This window comes from Kribbella sp. NBC_00382 (assembly GCF_036067295.1).
Classification (GTDB): domain Bacteria; phylum Actinomycetota; class Actinomycetes; order Propionibacteriales; family Kribbellaceae; genus Kribbella.
This window is the reverse complement of sequence record NZ_CP107954.1, coordinates 2,741,372-2,755,566: the sequence shown is the minus strand read 5'-3', so window position 1 is coordinate 2,755,566 and position 14,195 is coordinate 2,741,372. Positions and strand designations below refer to the sequence as shown.

At 67.4% G+C, this 14,195-nt stretch carries 13 protein-coding genes; 6 read left to right on the top strand and 7 right to left on the bottom strand.

The annotated features are described in order from the left end of the window. Positions 1–6: 6 nt before the first annotated feature. Positions 7–1,020 (bottom strand): LacI family DNA-binding transcriptional regulator, encoded by a 1,014-nt coding sequence (locus OHA70_RS13625; RefSeq protein WP_328332285.1) that lies wholly within the window; start codon positions 1,018–1,020, stop codon positions 7–9. 147 nt (positions 1,021–1,167) lie between these two features. Here OHA70_RS13625 and OHA70_RS13620 point away from each other — a divergent pair, with 147 nt between their 5' ends. Genes OHA70_RS13620 through OHA70_RS13610 form a run of 3 tightly spaced genes read left to right on the top strand, consistent with a single transcriptional unit; the run spans position 1,168 to position 5,539 of the window. Next, positions 1,168–3,183, top strand: coding sequence for a Xaa-Pro dipeptidyl-peptidase (locus tag OHA70_RS13620; RefSeq protein ID WP_328332283.1), 2,016 nt, complete (start codon positions 1,168–1,170; stop codon positions 3,181–3,183). A gap of 45 nt (positions 3,184–3,228) precedes the next feature. Continuing rightward, positions 3,229–3,921 carry a glycoside hydrolase family 95 protein gene (locus tag OHA70_RS13615; protein WP_328332281.1) on the top strand — a complete coding sequence of 231 codons (693 nt, stop codon included), beginning with the start codon at positions 3,229–3,231 and terminating at the stop codon, positions 3,919–3,921. Continuing rightward, entirely contained in the window at positions 3,890–5,539 is a 1,650-nt protein-coding gene (locus OHA70_RS13610; RefSeq protein ID WP_328332279.1) for a glycosyl hydrolase family 95 catalytic domain-containing protein, read from the top strand. Before OHA70_RS13615 ends, OHA70_RS13610 begins: the two co-directional genes overlap by 32 nt. Positions 5,540–5,669: 130 nt before the next feature. Here the strand turns inward: OHA70_RS13610 and OHA70_RS13605 are convergent, their stop codons facing one another. Beyond that, complete coding sequence (locus OHA70_RS13605; protein ID WP_328332277.1) at positions 5,670–6,605, bottom strand: helix-turn-helix domain-containing protein; 936 nt, start codon at positions 6,603–6,605, stop codon at positions 5,670–5,672. Positions 6,606–6,927: 322 nt separating this feature from the next. Here OHA70_RS13605 and OHA70_RS13600 point away from each other — a divergent pair, with 322 nt between their 5' ends. After that, positions 6,928–7,257: a PadR family transcriptional regulator gene (locus tag OHA70_RS13600; RefSeq protein WP_328332275.1), complete on the top strand. Its 330-nt coding sequence runs from the start codon at positions 6,928–6,930 to the stop codon at positions 7,255–7,257. Further along, the gene (locus OHA70_RS13595) at positions 7,254–8,555 is read left to right on the top strand and encodes a DUF1700 domain-containing protein (protein ID WP_328332273.1); all 1,302 of its coding nucleotides are present in this window, start codon (positions 7,254–7,256) and stop codon (positions 8,553–8,555) included. The genes OHA70_RS13600 and OHA70_RS13595 overlap by 4 nt, the downstream gene beginning before the upstream one ends. A 51-nt stretch (positions 8,556–8,606) precedes the next feature. Here the strand turns inward: OHA70_RS13595 and OHA70_RS13590 are convergent, their stop codons facing one another. Genes OHA70_RS13590 through OHA70_RS13580 form a run of 3 tightly spaced genes read right to left on the bottom strand, consistent with a single transcriptional unit; the run spans position 8,607 to position 10,734 of the window. After that, positions 8,607–9,326: a GNAT family N-acetyltransferase gene (locus tag OHA70_RS13590; RefSeq protein ID WP_328332271.1), complete on the bottom strand. Its 720-nt coding sequence runs from the start codon at positions 9,324–9,326 to the stop codon at positions 8,607–8,609. Positions 9,327–9,347: 21 nt separating this feature from the next. Further along, the gene (locus tag OHA70_RS13585) at positions 9,348–10,349 is read right to left on the bottom strand and encodes an adenylate/guanylate cyclase domain-containing protein (RefSeq protein WP_328332269.1); all 1,002 of its coding nucleotides are present in this window, start codon (positions 10,347–10,349) and stop codon (positions 9,348–9,350) included. Further along, on the bottom strand, positions 10,330–10,734 hold the full coding sequence (locus OHA70_RS13580; RefSeq protein WP_328332267.1) for a cyclic nucleotide-binding domain-containing protein: 405 nt from the start codon (positions 10,732–10,734) through the stop codon (positions 10,330–10,332). The genes OHA70_RS13585 and OHA70_RS13580 overlap by 20 nt, the downstream gene beginning before the upstream one ends. 203 nt (positions 10,735–10,937) lie before the next feature. On the opposite strand from OHA70_RS13580, the gene OHA70_RS13575 reads away from it, so the two are divergent. Beyond that, positions 10,938–12,185, top strand: a complete 1,248-nt coding sequence (locus OHA70_RS13575) for a glycosyltransferase (protein ID WP_328332265.1) — start codon at positions 10,938–10,940, stop codon at positions 12,183–12,185. On the opposite strand, the gene OHA70_RS13570 is transcribed toward OHA70_RS13575, so the two are convergent. Together OHA70_RS13570 and OHA70_RS13565 are read right to left on the bottom strand one after the other, a co-directional pair. Continuing rightward, on the bottom strand, positions 12,095–13,561 hold the full coding sequence (locus tag OHA70_RS13570) for an FAD-dependent monooxygenase (RefSeq protein ID WP_328332263.1): 1,467 nt from the start codon (positions 13,559–13,561) through the stop codon (positions 12,095–12,097). The two genes, OHA70_RS13575 and OHA70_RS13570, sit on opposite strands and share 91 nt — an antisense overlap. After that, on the bottom strand, positions 13,558–14,190 hold the full coding sequence (locus OHA70_RS13565; RefSeq protein WP_328332261.1) for a VC0807 family protein: 633 nt from the start codon (positions 14,188–14,190) through the stop codon (positions 13,558–13,560). The genes OHA70_RS13570 and OHA70_RS13565 overlap by 4 nt, the downstream gene beginning before the upstream one ends. Between the last annotated feature and the right edge of the window lie 5 nt (positions 14,191–14,195).

The window sequence follows — 14,195 nt, the reverse complement described above, 5'->3', positions numbered from 1 at the left end:
CAACGCTCAGCGCTGCCGGGTGCTCTCCCGGAGTACGACCTCGGCCTTGAAGGTCTCGGTCTTCGGCTCGCCGCCCTCGACGGCCAGCTCCAGCGCACGGCGACCCATCTGCTCCAGCGGCAGCCGCACAGTCGTCAGCCCGGGCCAGACGTCCCGCAGCGTTGCGATGTCGTCGAAGCCGGCCACCCCGAGCTGCCCCGGTACGTCGACCCCTTGCGACCGCAGCGCCGACATCGCGCCGACCGCCATCACATCGTTGACGGCGAACAGGCAGTCGAGATCCGCCTTGCTGGCAAGGACTTCCAGCGCAGCCGCGTGCCCACCGTCACGAGTGAACTCACCAGCCTGTACTGCGACCGGCTGCAACCCCGCCTCGGCCAAACCTTCAACGAACCCGTCCCGCCGGTCCCGCGCGGTCGCCAGCCCCTCCGGACCACCCAGTACGCCGAACTTGCGCAACCCGAGACCCACCAGAGATCGCGCCAGCTCGGCCGCGCCCGCCCGGTTGTCCGGTTCGATCGTGTGGGCCGGCATGCCCGATTGGCTGACCAGGGCCAGCCCCGCACCCGAGCTGAGGAACGTCTCGACCTCGGTCGCCGTCCGGGCCAGCCCTTCGGCGTCGGTACGACGGGAACCGATCATCACGGCCGCCCGGGCCCGCTGGGCGCGTAGAGAAGAGAGGTAAGCAATCTCACGGTCGGCGTCACGGAACGTACTGGCCATCATCACCAGCAGACCGCGTTCGTCGGCGGCCCGCATCACGCCGTTCGCGATCGCCGCGAAGTACGGGTCCTCGATGTCGTGGACCAGGATGCCGACCACGTTGGTGGACGATTTCGCCAGTGCCTGGGCCTGCGCGTTCGGGGTGTAGCCGAGCGCCGCCGCGGCGTCCCTGACGCGCTCCTGCAGCTCCGGGCGCGGCACCCTGTCCCCACCGTTCAGAACGCGGGAGGCGGTCGCTACGGACACGCCTGCCCGCTGCGCCACATCGAGCAGTGTCACCGGTGCTCGCAGGTTCATCGCCTTACCCACCTTCCGTGCATCTCCCCCTGGGTGGCGGTCACACTATCGGAAGTGGCGCCATCATTACCGTGTGTGGCTGATAACTGGCGGGCAATGTCATCAGAACCTGGCTTTGCGGCCCTGGAATGACTAGCCTTCCAAGCCATGACGACCGTCCGCGCCAGGGTCCTCCTTCTGGCTTCGTCCAGCGCACTGGTGTGCCTGGGTACCGTCACGGGTACCGCTGCCGCCGCACCGCCGCAGGACGGACCAGCTGGAGTAGTCGCCCCCTCCGAGACCCCGGAGCAACTGAACTCGGCCCAGGGTGCGCAGGTGGCCCCGCCGCCCGCGACCACGGAGGCCGCAACCTCGTCGGTACCGCCGAACGTCGACCCGCGCACGCGCAGTACCAAGCCGGTCTACGACTACGGCAACGCGATCCGTGAGTCGGTCTACGTCGACACCACGATGGACACCGACTCCGACGGCACCAACGACGTGATCGCGGTCGACATCGTCCGGCCGCGCGAACCCGCCGCGGCCGGCCGCAAGATCCCCGTCATCATGGATGCCTCGCCGTACTACTCCTGCTGCGGACGCGGCAACGAGGGCGAGACCAAGACCTACGACGAGAACGGCGACATCCAGAAGATGCCGCTGTACTACGACAACTACTTCGTCCCGCTCGGCTATGCCGTGGTCGGTGTCGACGTGGTCGGCACCAGCCGCTCGACCGGTTGCGGCGACGTCGGCGGCAAGGACGAGATCGATTCCGTCGTCGCGGTGATCGACTGGCTGAACGGCCGCAACACCGCGCACACCGGCAGCGGCGATCCGGTCAGCGCGACCTGGACCACCGGCTCGGTCGGGATGATCGGCAAGTCGTACGACGGAACGCTGGCCAACGGCGTCGCGGCGACCGGCGTACGGGGATTGAAGACGATCGTGCCGATCTCGGCGATCTCGTCGTGGTACGACTACTCCCGTTCCGGCGGGGTGCCGTACTCGATCGACTACATGCCCTGGCTCGGCGACTACGTCGGCCACCAGACACCCGCCTGCGAAGCCGTCCGTGCGGACCTCGGCGAACAGGACGCGGACGAGACCGGGAACTACACGAGCTTCTGGGCCGAGCGCGACTACGTGAAGGACGCGCGCAAGGTGAAGGCCTCGGTCTTCCTGACGCACGGCCTGAGCGACTACAACGTGCAGACCAACCACTTCGCGCAATGGTGGGACGCGCTCGCCAAGTTCGGTGTGAAGCGCAAGATCTGGCTCGGCCTGGAAGACCACGTCGACCCGTTCGAGTTCCGCCGCAAGGAGTGGACCGACGAGCTGCACAAGTGGTTCGACTACTGGCTGCAAGGTCTGCAGAACAACGTGATGCGCGAACCGATCGCGACCGTCGAGACCGCGCCGGACAAGTGGCAGAACTACAGCACCTGGCCGGCCACCAAGAAGACGGTGCCGGTCCCGCTCGCTGCCGGCAAGCTCGGTTCGTTCGGTAAGGGAACGGTCACCATCACCGACGAGCCGTCGCTGACCGAGGACGACATCGTCGCCACCCCGTCGGAGGTGATCGCGGGCCGGCAGATGTTCCTGTCCGCGCCGCTGCCGGCCGCGATCAGGGTCAGCGGCACAGCGACGGTGACGCTGCGGATCAAGTCCGACTCGGCCACCACGCCGGTGACCGCGCGGCTGGTCGAGTACGGCGAGGCGGAACGGTACGCCGGCATCCGGACCAAAACCAGGGATGAGAGCTGCTACGGCTCGAGCGTCAGCTACGACGACTCCTGCTACTTCGAGACCCAGAAGCTGACCGAGGAGAGCGACCACGGCATCGTCAGCCGGGGCTGGATCGACGCCGCGCACAGCGCCTCGCTCAGCAAGCCGAAACCGCTGACTCCGGGCAAGTGGGCCAACGTCACCGTGCCACTGCGCGCGCAGGACGAGGTGATCCCGAAGGGCCGCATACTCGGCCTCGCGGTGACCTTGAGCGACCTCGAGTGGACCACGCCGAACGACACCGGCGCGACGATCGACATCGACCTGGCGAACAGCAAGCTGAACCTGCCGATCACGGTCGGCAAGATCAACCCGCCGACCGCCAAGGCCGCGCCGCTCGAGGTCACCATCACCACCCCGAGCGAGCGTCCCGACCTGCACGATCCCACCCGCTGAGCCGCATACTTACCCTGGTGAATTAATTCGCCTAGGGTTGGGCTCATGCTTGAGTCCTCGGTAGTTCAGCCACAGCCGTCCACCTCGTCGTTTGAGTGTGGGCGGCTTTGGTACAGCCGGCCTGCGGAGCGGTGGTTCGAGGCATTGCCGATCGGGAACGGGCGTCTGGGTGGCATGGTCTACTCGGGCGACCGGGTGGAACGCATCCAGCTCTCCGAGTCAACGGCTTGGTCCGGGGCTGCTAGTTCTACGGATGTCAGCCCGACGGCACTGGAGAACCTGCCGGCGATTCGCGAACTACTGCTGGCCGGTGACTACTCCGCCGCTCAGGCACTGGCTGGCGAGCACTTGCTTGGGCGGCCTACCAGCTTCGGTACGAATGTCCAGCTGCCGGAACTCCTGGTGGACTTCTTTGCTGTTCACGGACCGACGACCGCGTTTGAACGGTCGCTCGATCTGACTGACGCGATTGTGCGGACGCAGTTCGAACGCGGCGGGATCGTCTTCGAGCGGGAGGTCTTCGCCTCGCATGCGGACTCAGTGATCGTGGTGCGGCTGACCAGCAGCGCGCCGACGTCGTTCCGAGTTTCCTTCAGCGAAGGCACAGCAGTTGCCTTGGATGACGTCCTGCAGCTCACCTACCGGGCCCCACGAAAGCCTGCACAGCAACGGATCCGCCGGCACCTCGGTCGACATCCGCACCCGCGTGACAACCGACGGCTCTATTGTTGCTTTTAACAACCATCTGACCGTCGAGAACTCCACCTCCGCCACTCTTTTGATTGCCATCGGCACCGACTGGCTCGGCGCGGACCCGGCGGAAAGGTCAGCACGTCTGGTGGCTGGCGCGGCCGACTACCCGACGCTCAAGCAGTCTCACCTCGACGACTACACCCCGCTGATCAGCCGGGTCGCGCTCGACATCGGACGCACCGGCGAGGCAGTCCGGGAGTTGCCGACGGATGAGCGTCGCGAGTTGCTGGCCAAGGGTGCCGAGGATCCCGAGTTGCTTGCCTTGTACTTCCAGTTCGGGCGGTACCTGACCATCGCCGGGTCGCGCGCGGACTCGCCACTTCCCCTTGCGCTGCAGGGATTGTGGAACGACGGGCTGGCATCGGGTGGGCCTTGGACGAACGACTTTCACCTCGATATCAACACTCAGCAGAACTATTGGGCCGCCGAGATCACCGGGTTGGGCGAATGCCAGTTGCCGCTGTTCAACTGGATCGACCGGCTGCGCGCCAGCGGGCAACGGACGGCTCGTGAGCTTTACGGCGTACCGGGGTGGGTTTCGCACACGGTCAGCAATGCTTGGGGGTATTCCGCGCCGGGGTGGGGGCTTGGTTGGGGCATGCATGTGACGAGTGGGATCTGGATCTCGCTGCAACTGTGGGAGCACTTCGAGTACAACCGCGATCTTTCGTTCTTGGAGACGCGCGCCTATCCGGTACTGCGGGACGCGGCCGAGTTCTTCCTTGCATACTTGACCGAAGACCCCGCCACCGGCTTGCTGCTGAGCGGTCCGTCGGACTCGCCGGAGAACTGGTACCTCACCCCTGACGGTGACCAATGCTCGCTGTCGATGGGCGCCACCTGCGACACCGTGCTGATCGAGGCGCTGTTCCGGATCTGCGCCGAGGCGTCGATCCTGCTCGACACCGACGACGCCTTCCGCAGCCACCTCGAGGCCGCCCGCAAGAAGCTGCCACCGTTCCAGATCGGCCAGCACGGCCAGCTCCAGGAATGGCTCACCGACTTCGACGAAGCCGTCCCGAGCCACCGGCATACCTCACACCTGATTGCCCTCTACCCCGAGCGCCAGATCACGCCCCGCGAACACCCTGCGCTGGCTGCTGCTTGCGAAACCACGATCAACCGGCGCCAGTCCGCCGACGGCTGGGAACAGACCGAGTGGGTCGAAGCCAACCTGATGGCGTACTACGCCCGCCTGCTCAACGGCGACCAGGCCCTGGCCCACCTGCGCGCCTTGGTCTCCGACGCCAGCGAATCCAACCTCCTCTCCTACTCAGTAGGCGGAATCGCCGGCGCCACCTCCAACATCTACTCCACCGACGGCAACACCGGAGCCACCGGAGCCCTGGCCGAACTCTTCCTCCAATCCACCCCCGACGAAATCGAACTCCTCCCCGCCCTCCCCACCGCGTGGCCCAACGGCGAAGTCCGAGGCCTCCGAGCCCGAGGCGGCTTCACCGTCGACCTGACCTGGCGCGTCGGCCGCCTAACCACCGCCCGAATCACCGCCCGAACCGCCAACCAATCCACCCGAATCCGCTACGGCGACACCAGCCTCGAACTCCTCATAGACGGCACCGTAGAACTCACCCCAGCGCCCTAACCGCCGCCGCCGACTCCTTCGTGGCGACTTTGTGCTTCGTGTGAGTGTTTTCGGGGCGGCGAGATACTCAGGCGATGCACAAGGTGCCCTTGGCAACTAATTCGCCGGGTGGGCTTCGGCGGCGTCGGGGTTAGCTGGCGGGCGCGCCGTCGGCGATGTAGTGCATGGGGTCGCCGAAGCCTAGGTCGGTGATGCCGGCGGTGTGGAAGGCGCCGATGAGGAGGGAGCGGCGGTGGGCGGCGAAGGTGAGGACGTGGGCGACCATGCCGCCGTAGGTGAAGACGCGGGGTGGTTCGCAGGTGGTGTCTACGAAGCTGTCGTCGAAGCGACCCTCGTCGTTGAGGCGGTTGACTAGCGCCACGAAGCGGGAGCCGGCGTCGGCATGGCGGGTGCGGAGTTCGGCGATCGGAGTGGTCACCTCTCGGCCGCACTCGGGTACCTGGAACGGCCGGTCCTCCACCGATGCCAGCCACATCTCCTCCTGCCAGACCAGGCGGTCCAGCAAGTACCGGATCGACACGTCGTCGTCGATGCCCTCGACCGACAACTCGATCGGCTTGTCCAGTGCTGCGGCGTCCAGGCGCCCGCCGCGCTCGATCATTTCGCCGGTGAGCCACACGTGGTGCTCAACCATCCGTACCAGTACGTCCATCCCTCTCGTCTCCTTCTGAGCAGGCAGGCGTAACCCTGCCGGTGGCTGGAAATGAACCCCGCTCGGCGCCGCCAGGAAGAACCGCCGCGACGACTCCCGCCGCCACTCCCGCGGCGACATCCCGAACGCCCTGCTGAATGCCCGCGTGAACGCCTCATGCGACCCGTACCCCGCCTCGACCGCTAGGTCGAGCACGACGGAGTCACCCGCCAACAGCCGGTACGCCGCCCGCTCCAGCAGCAACCGCCGCCGGAAAGCCGAGGGCGATTCACCCGTCGCAGCCGCAATCACCCGGTCGCAATGCGAGCGGGACATATGCACCCGCTGAGCCAGGTCGCACCCGGTCGTCCCAGCCTCATCAAGGCTGTCAGCAACCGCGGCGACAAAGCCGGCGAACACATCCGTTGAGTTCATAGCTCCACTGTGCACGGAATTCCACCCACCCGACTTGATCGATTTCCCCCAACCGGCACCACATCGCGTCCCGCTCGACAGGAGGTACTGCCCTCCCCTCCCCCGCCCCACGCTCAGCCATCGCACTGTTCACGCCATTCGAGCGACTACCTCCTGTCCATCGGCACACAAAACACTCACTTGCCCGCCGATTACTGACTCTCCGGGGTGAAACAGGATTGCGGAGTACTCTGCGGTGTGTAGTAGTGTGGTCGGCAGAGCACCGCGAGGCCGGTCTGAGGGGGCCGGGTTCGCGGTGCACCTAGCGGAGGTGGTGGAGGCGATGGATCCGAGTCAGCTGCTCAAGGGCGTGCTCGACCTGGCTGTGCTGGCGGTGCTGCGCGAGGCGGACGGGTACGGCTACGACGTACTGCGCCGCTTGCGGGCCGCCGGACTTGAGGATGTCGCGGACGCCTCGGTGTACGGGACGTTGCGGCGGCTGTTCGCGGCCGGCGCGTTGACGTCGTACGTGCAGCCCAGCGAGGAAGGGCCGCACCGGAAGTACTACGGGCTGAACAAGACCGGCCTGGATCTGCTCGCCGAGTCCACCAAGACGTGGAACCACTTCGCCGACACGATGTCGGTGTTGCTGCTCGAGGAGGCGGCTGCGTGAACAGCACACTGACCGGACCGGTCGCAACGTACCTGGCCCAAGTCAAGGCCGAGCTGAGCGACCTGCCCCCGGGCGAACTGGCCGACGTCCTCGAGGACGTCACCGGCCACCTGAGCGAGGTCGCCACCGAGTTCGAGGAAGAGCCGACGGCCGCCGCATTGCAGGACCGCCTCGGCACGCCCAGCCAGTACGCCGATGAGCTGCGCACCGCGGCCGGTTACCCACCCCGCACGAAGGCGGCCAAGCCGGAGCGTACCGGCGCCGAGGCCGCTCTGACCTGGGGAGTCATCGCCTCGATCGTCGGGCCACTCTTCCTGATCATCGCTCTGGCGAACGGCGATGCCGAGGCCGCCTTCTTCGGCGTGATCGGGCTGATCTTCCTGGCAGGCGCTGCCTTCATGGGCGTGCGAGCCTTGCAGGGCAGGGATCCGCGCATCGTCCTGGACACGCATCGCGGGCGGCACGGCGCAGAGCAGATCCGCAGCCTGATCGACCAGATCCCGCCGAACGTCAAGCATGAGCTGGTCACCATCGGCCAGCCGGTCTGGTGGGTGGCGCGCGGCATCGTCGGGGGCGGCGCAATCTTCGCCGTGTCCGGTGCGTTCGCCGTCACCGTGGTCGGCGCCCTGGCCGGCGCGGTCGTGTCGGTCTGGATCGGCCGCCGGACCCAGCAGGATCGCCGCTGGCTCTGGTACGTCGTACCGCTGAACGTGGTCGCGACGGTCATCGTGCCGCTCTGGCTGGCCTACAGCTTCGTCGGCGGCTCGGCCGGCCCGTTCACCAACTACCGCAGTACCGCCAGCAGCAACAACTACTACCCCCAGAACGGCCTGGTTCTGGACGGTACTTCGATCAGCAACGTGTACCCGTTCGACGAGCAGGGCCGGCAGGTCAAGGTCCGTCTCTACGACCAGGACGGCAAGCCGATCAGCCTCCCGCTCCAGAACTGCGCGGCCACCAACGGCAACGCCACTGGCGACGACATGGTCAGCAACGTCTTCCCGCAGGCCATCGTCCGGACCGACCAGCCGACCCAGACGGATGCCAACGGCAACGACATCACGCCGTGCACGGACACCGACAAGGCCCCGTTCGTCCCACCGCCGGCCCCGGCCACCACGCTCACAACGCCGTCCGCGGGCTCAACTCCAGGCGCGACCACCACGCCTCAGCCGACCCCGACCCCGACTGCGACCGGCAAGCCGTCGACCCCGGCCGCGAGCACCAAGCCCACTCCGACGCCGCCCGCCACCACGGGCAAGCCGGGCGTCACCCTCACCATCACCCCGACCCGTTGATCCAAAGCTGAGCCAACCGAGCCAGGCCGACAACGGGCCGACCGAGCTGGGCTACATGTGCGCCGCGGCAACCGCGCGATACGTGTAGCCCAGTTTTCGGTACACGCCGACCGCGACCTCGTTCGCACCATGCACCATCAGCCCAACCCGCCCGTGCCGCTTCAGCAACTCGGTCGTCACGAAGGCACACACCTGCCGCGACAGACCGCGCCCGCGCGCATCGGGTCTGGTCGCCACCCCCGCCATGAACCCGATCTCCGGCGCGCTCCAGCCGTCGGCCGCGACGCTCAACAGCTCACCGGTGTCATCCAGGACACCAGCCCAGCGCAGTACGCCGGAATCGCCCGGCCGGGCATAGGACTCCGGAGACGCCTCGCTCAGCAGCGCCTCGACGCCGGCATCACCGTCCAGCCAGGCAGCAGTGGTCGCGTCGGACGGTACGGTCGTCGTCTCCATCCACCCGAAGGTCGCGCGGAGCGACAACTCGGGCAACCGTTCGACCAGCTCCCGGATCACCGCTTCCTCGCCGAACGGGCGAAAGCCTGGCCCCAACTCGGCGAGCGCCCGCGAAACCAGGGGCGCGAGGTCGTCCATCGGCCCGCGAACCACCAGCCGATCGTGCTTCGACAGGTCCGGGATGCCTACGACGACCGCGTCACCGGCGTACCAGGCCCTTGAACGACGACCGAGCGACCCCTGACCGGCCCACACCAGTAGTGCGTCCCCGTCTGCCCGTGAAGCCAACTCCCCAGCGGTTGCGATCTCATGCACCCGCCCATTGTCCCTGACGCGTCAGGACCGGTCCGAGGCGCGTTGCAGCGCGTACGGCGTCAGATGGTGGTACCCGCGTACCGACACCCGCCGCAACCGACGCAACCGGTACGCCGGATGGCCATCGAGCGCAGCAGCCAACTCCCGGTCGACCAGCACCCGACCTGGCTTGGCCTCCGACGTCAACCGCGACGCCAGGTTGACGACCTCGCCATACACATCGCCGAGGCGGATCAAGATGCTGCCGTAGGCAAGCCCGATCCGGAGCTCAGGCATATCGCCGACCTCAGTCACCTTGTCCTGCAAGGCCAGCGCGAGCGCGGCACCCTGTGCAGGAGCGTCGGTGACGAAGAGAACCTCGTCGCCGATCGACTTGATCACCCGGCCGCCGTTCAGCGCGACCACATCAGCCGCCAGGCCTTCGAAGCGTTCGATCAGCTTGCCCAGCTCGACGATGGACAGCCGCCTGGTCAACCTGGTGTAGCTGACGATGTCCGCGAAGCCCACCACCCGGACGCCACGCGACAGCTCATCGGAGCCGGCCACCGCACGCCCGGCCGCCGCGGCCAGGTGCCGGCGCCAGACATACGTCTGCAACCGTTCCATTGCCGGAAGCAACAACGTCGCGACCTCGATCGCGTCGTCGGCGGAGAGCTTGGCGCCGTCCAGCAACTCCAAGAACATCGCCGACTGCCAGGACGCCAGCCGCGACTGGGTCTGGCCGAGTTTGCGGGCGAGCGACGACTCCACCGCGGGATCGATGAAACCGTCGTCCTCGAGCGCGGCAACCAGCCGGAGCGCCTCGACATCGCCGTCGGTGAAGGCGATCTCGTCGTCCGGTACGGTCGCGAAGCCGAGCGCGTGCCACATCTGCTCGGCCCGCTCGATCGAGATCCCGGCCCGCTCGGAGACCTGGATCCGGGTGAACTTCCGCTCCCCGCCGAGCAACGCCTGCTCGAACTCCTGCTGCAGCACACCCAGATCCGGCTCCGGGGTGGGCTGGTCAGTCGGGTTGGGGGCCACGGCGCTCGACGATGGTGGCGTCGATGGCGTTGCGGAAGTTCGGCAGCCGGTCGGTCAGGTCGTCGAACTTCTCCCGGGTGAAGTGCAGCAGCTGCAGCCGCGACTTCGCGGTGACCGTTGCCGTCCGCAACCGGTTCTGCCGGACCGCGACCTCGCCGGCGATGTCGCCCGGGCCGAGTACGGCGATCTCCTCGCCCTTGACCCGGACCGCGGCGGTCCCGCTCAGGATCAGGTACGCCGCGTCGGGCGGGGTCTGCTCCAGGATCAGCGACCAGCCGGCCGGTACCGAGACCTCTTCGCCGGCCCGGAAGATGTCCTTGATCTCCCGGCCGGACAGGTCCGCGAACAGCGGTAGGTCCCGCGGGGACGTCCTACCCAGTGCCACAACGATCCTCCGAGCCCGCCGGGCCGAGACCCAGCGATAGCAGGCCGATGTTTCCAGTCAGTAACTCTAACGGTTGATTTGTTCCGGGGTCACACCAGCACGCGACCAGGGGTTGGGCAGAGAGGCGACGTAAATGGCCGTTCACCTTTAGCATCAGGGTCCGTACGCCGGTTCTGCGGCGTACCAAGCTCAGGGGTGGGCGCATGCGAGTAGCACTGGTGGGGATGGGCACGCGGGGTGACGCGCAACCGATGGCCCTGCTCGGGGCCGAACTGGCCGCGCGAGGGCACGAGATCACGCTCGGGCTGTCGTCCGACCTGGTCTGGATCGGGCAGGCTCTCGGCCTGCGAACCGTCGACATGCGGACGAGCGCCAGGCAGTTCCTGGAGTCCGAGAAGGGCCAGAGGTGGCTCGCCGCGGGCGACTTCCAGTCGTATGTGCGCTGGTTGATGGACTACAAGTACCAGATCGCGGACCAGTTGCAGGCCGACCTGATCGAGCTGGCGGCCGGCGCCGACGCCTTCGTCTCCGGGACTGCGACCGAGGTCGAGTCCGTCATCATCGCCGAGGCCGCGGGCATCCCGTACGCGTCCGTCTACCACGCGCCGATCCGCCGGAACACAGCCTTCCCGCACCTGCTCGTCTCGACCGACGTCTTCTCGCCGGAGCGGAACCTGGAGACCTACATCCAGATCGAGAAGGCCAACTGGCCGATCTTCGAGCCGTACCTGAACAAGGTCCGTACCCGCGTCGGCCTGGCCACGAGCGACCAATCGGTCGGGTCAACGCTCGAACGCCTGGGCGCTCTGGAGATCCAGGCCTACAGCCGCCACGTCGTACCGGAGCTGGCCGACTGGGACGTCCGGCGGCCGCTGACCGGCTTCCTCTCGCCGTCGGCCGAGCAGCGCAGGTTGCTCGACGACCTGGTCGATCCCGAGCTAGACGCCTGGCTCGACGACGGCGAGCCACCCGTCTACTTCGGCTTCGGCAGCATGCCCGTACTAGAGCCCGACGCCGCATTGACCATGATCGAGAAGGTCGCCGACACCCTCGGCGTCCGCGCTCTCGTCAACCTCAAGGCCAGTACTGCGAACGACGGGGCCGTCCGTACCGTCGGCAACCTCAACCATGACGTCGTCCTGCCACGCTGCCGGGCAGCCGTCCACCACGGCGGAGCCGGTACGTCGGCCACCTCATTGCGCGCCGGCCTACCGACGGTGGTCTGCGCCGTCTTCGCCGACCAGCCCTTCTGGGGTGCGCAACTCCAGCGCATGGGCGTCGGCAGCACCCTGCGCTTCACCGACCTGAGCGAACCGACCCTGTTCGCAGCCCTCGAACCGATGCTTGCCGACGGCCCCCGTCAACGCGCGGCCGAACTCGCCGTCCTGCTCCGCGGAGAAGACGCCATCGCCCAGACCGCCGACGCCTTCGAGGAATCGGTCGCCGGCTGACCATCCGGATCATCCGTTGCCCACAGCACGTAACCGTCCGGCCGCACCAAGACCTGGGCGGCCCCTGCGATGTCTCTCAGGTGCAGTGGGCGCCCTGAAACGAGCAGCCCGGCGACGGTTGTCCCGTCGCCCAACTCCAGATCGGGCATCCGTTGACCGATCAGCGGATGGTCGCCGGGTGCGTAGGCGATTCCCAGGCCGGAGATGATGCCGGCCAGCCGGTGGTTCGCCTCGGGGATCTGGAGCAGGTCGAGGAAGGTCTCGCGCAGGCAGGCGATGTCGTCGTCGGGGATCATCAGCACGCCTTGCGCTCTGGTGTTCGCCAGTACGGAGGCTGCCACAGGATGGCGCTCGTCGTGGTAGCTGTCGAGCAGCTCCTCTGGGGCCTCGCCGTTGAGGTGCGCGGCCAGTTTCCAGCCCAGGTTGAACGCGTCCTGCAGGCCGAGGTTCATCCCCTGACCGCCTGTCGGTGAATGGATGTGCGCGGCATCGCCGGCCACGAAGACCCGGCCGACCCGATAGCGATCCGCCTGCCGGGCCGCATCGGTGAAGCGCGAGGCCCAGCGGATCTCGCGCAGGACCACCTCTTCGCCGTACCAGTTGCTCAAGGCACCCGAAACCTCGGCGAAGTCGATCGGGTCCGCCCTCGTTAGGAGTTGTTGCTCTGGGCCCGTGAAGAGCACGCGGTGGACGCCGTCGCCGAGTGGTAGCAGCGTCAGAACAGCGCCGTCACGCGGTACCAGCGAAGGGAGCTCCCAGCGACCGTTGCTCTCGGCCCGGTTGTCTTCGAGGACGACGTCGGCGACAACGGCCGACATCCTGCCGTCACGGCCGGGGAAGCCGATCCCGGCCAGCTTGCGGACCGCGCTGCGCGCCCCGTCACACCCAACGACCCAGCCGGCGCGGATCGTAGTACCGTCCGCGAACGACACCTCGACTCCATCACCGTCCTGCGTCAGACCAGTCAACTCAAGACCACGCCGTACGCCGATGCCGCGGGCGGCCAGGTGATCCTCCAGATGCTGCTCGACCCGAGCCTGCGGAATCCCAAGCTGGTAAGGGAAACGCGTGTCCCAGCTGGAGTAGTCGAGGGTGACGGGCAGCCCGGCGAAGTGCCCGCCCGGCACCTCATCGACAGCGTCGTCGAGCAGCGGTTGCAGAAGCCCTCGCGAGTGCAGAATCTCGACGGACCGCGGCTGGAGGGCAAGCGCCCGTGACTGCCCGGAGCGCTGAGCCGCCTGATCGACAAGCGTCACCGGAACTCCCGCCAACTCCAACTCAGCCGTCAGCAGCAACCCAGTCGGCCCAGCCCCAACCACCAGCACATCGGCCGCCGCACCACCCCGCCCGCCCTCGACCAACTCGTCGGCTGTCATGCGAGGAGGTCGTTCTTGCGGGAGTAGAGCATCATGAAGCCGTAGAGCAGGACGAACAGGACGATCCACTGGGCGGTTGTCACACCGGGCACAGCGTCGAGCGGGAGCGCGTAGGCGATCACGACCCGGACGACGGCATCGAACACCAGCCCGACACCCCAGACCGCCGTGATCAGCCGCAACCCGTGCCGGAAGCGCGGTTCGGTCTCCCAGCGGCTCGCCCACACCTCACCGCCACCCTTACCACGCTTGGCCTCGGCGATTCCGCGACCGATCGACAGCAGCAGAGGCTTGCCGGCGACGAGGGTGCCGAGCATCCAGAGTCCGCAGAGTGCGGTGATGACGCCATCCTTGGCGAGCAGCATCCGCGGGCTGTGCAGTGCCAGCGAGGCGATGGTGCCGACGGCCAGTGCGCTGATCATGAACACGGCCATCCAGTCGACCTTCCGGTCATGGACGAGCGCGTAGGCGGTACGTAGTACCGGAATGATCGAACCGGCCAGAGTGGCGCCGACCACGCCGACGCCGTTCTGGCGCAGTACATAGAAGATCAACAGCGGCGCAACGAGGTCGATCAGGACTGGCGCGAGGACCGCGCCCCAGCGGGCCTTCGGTTTGGTTTCGGTCATCACGG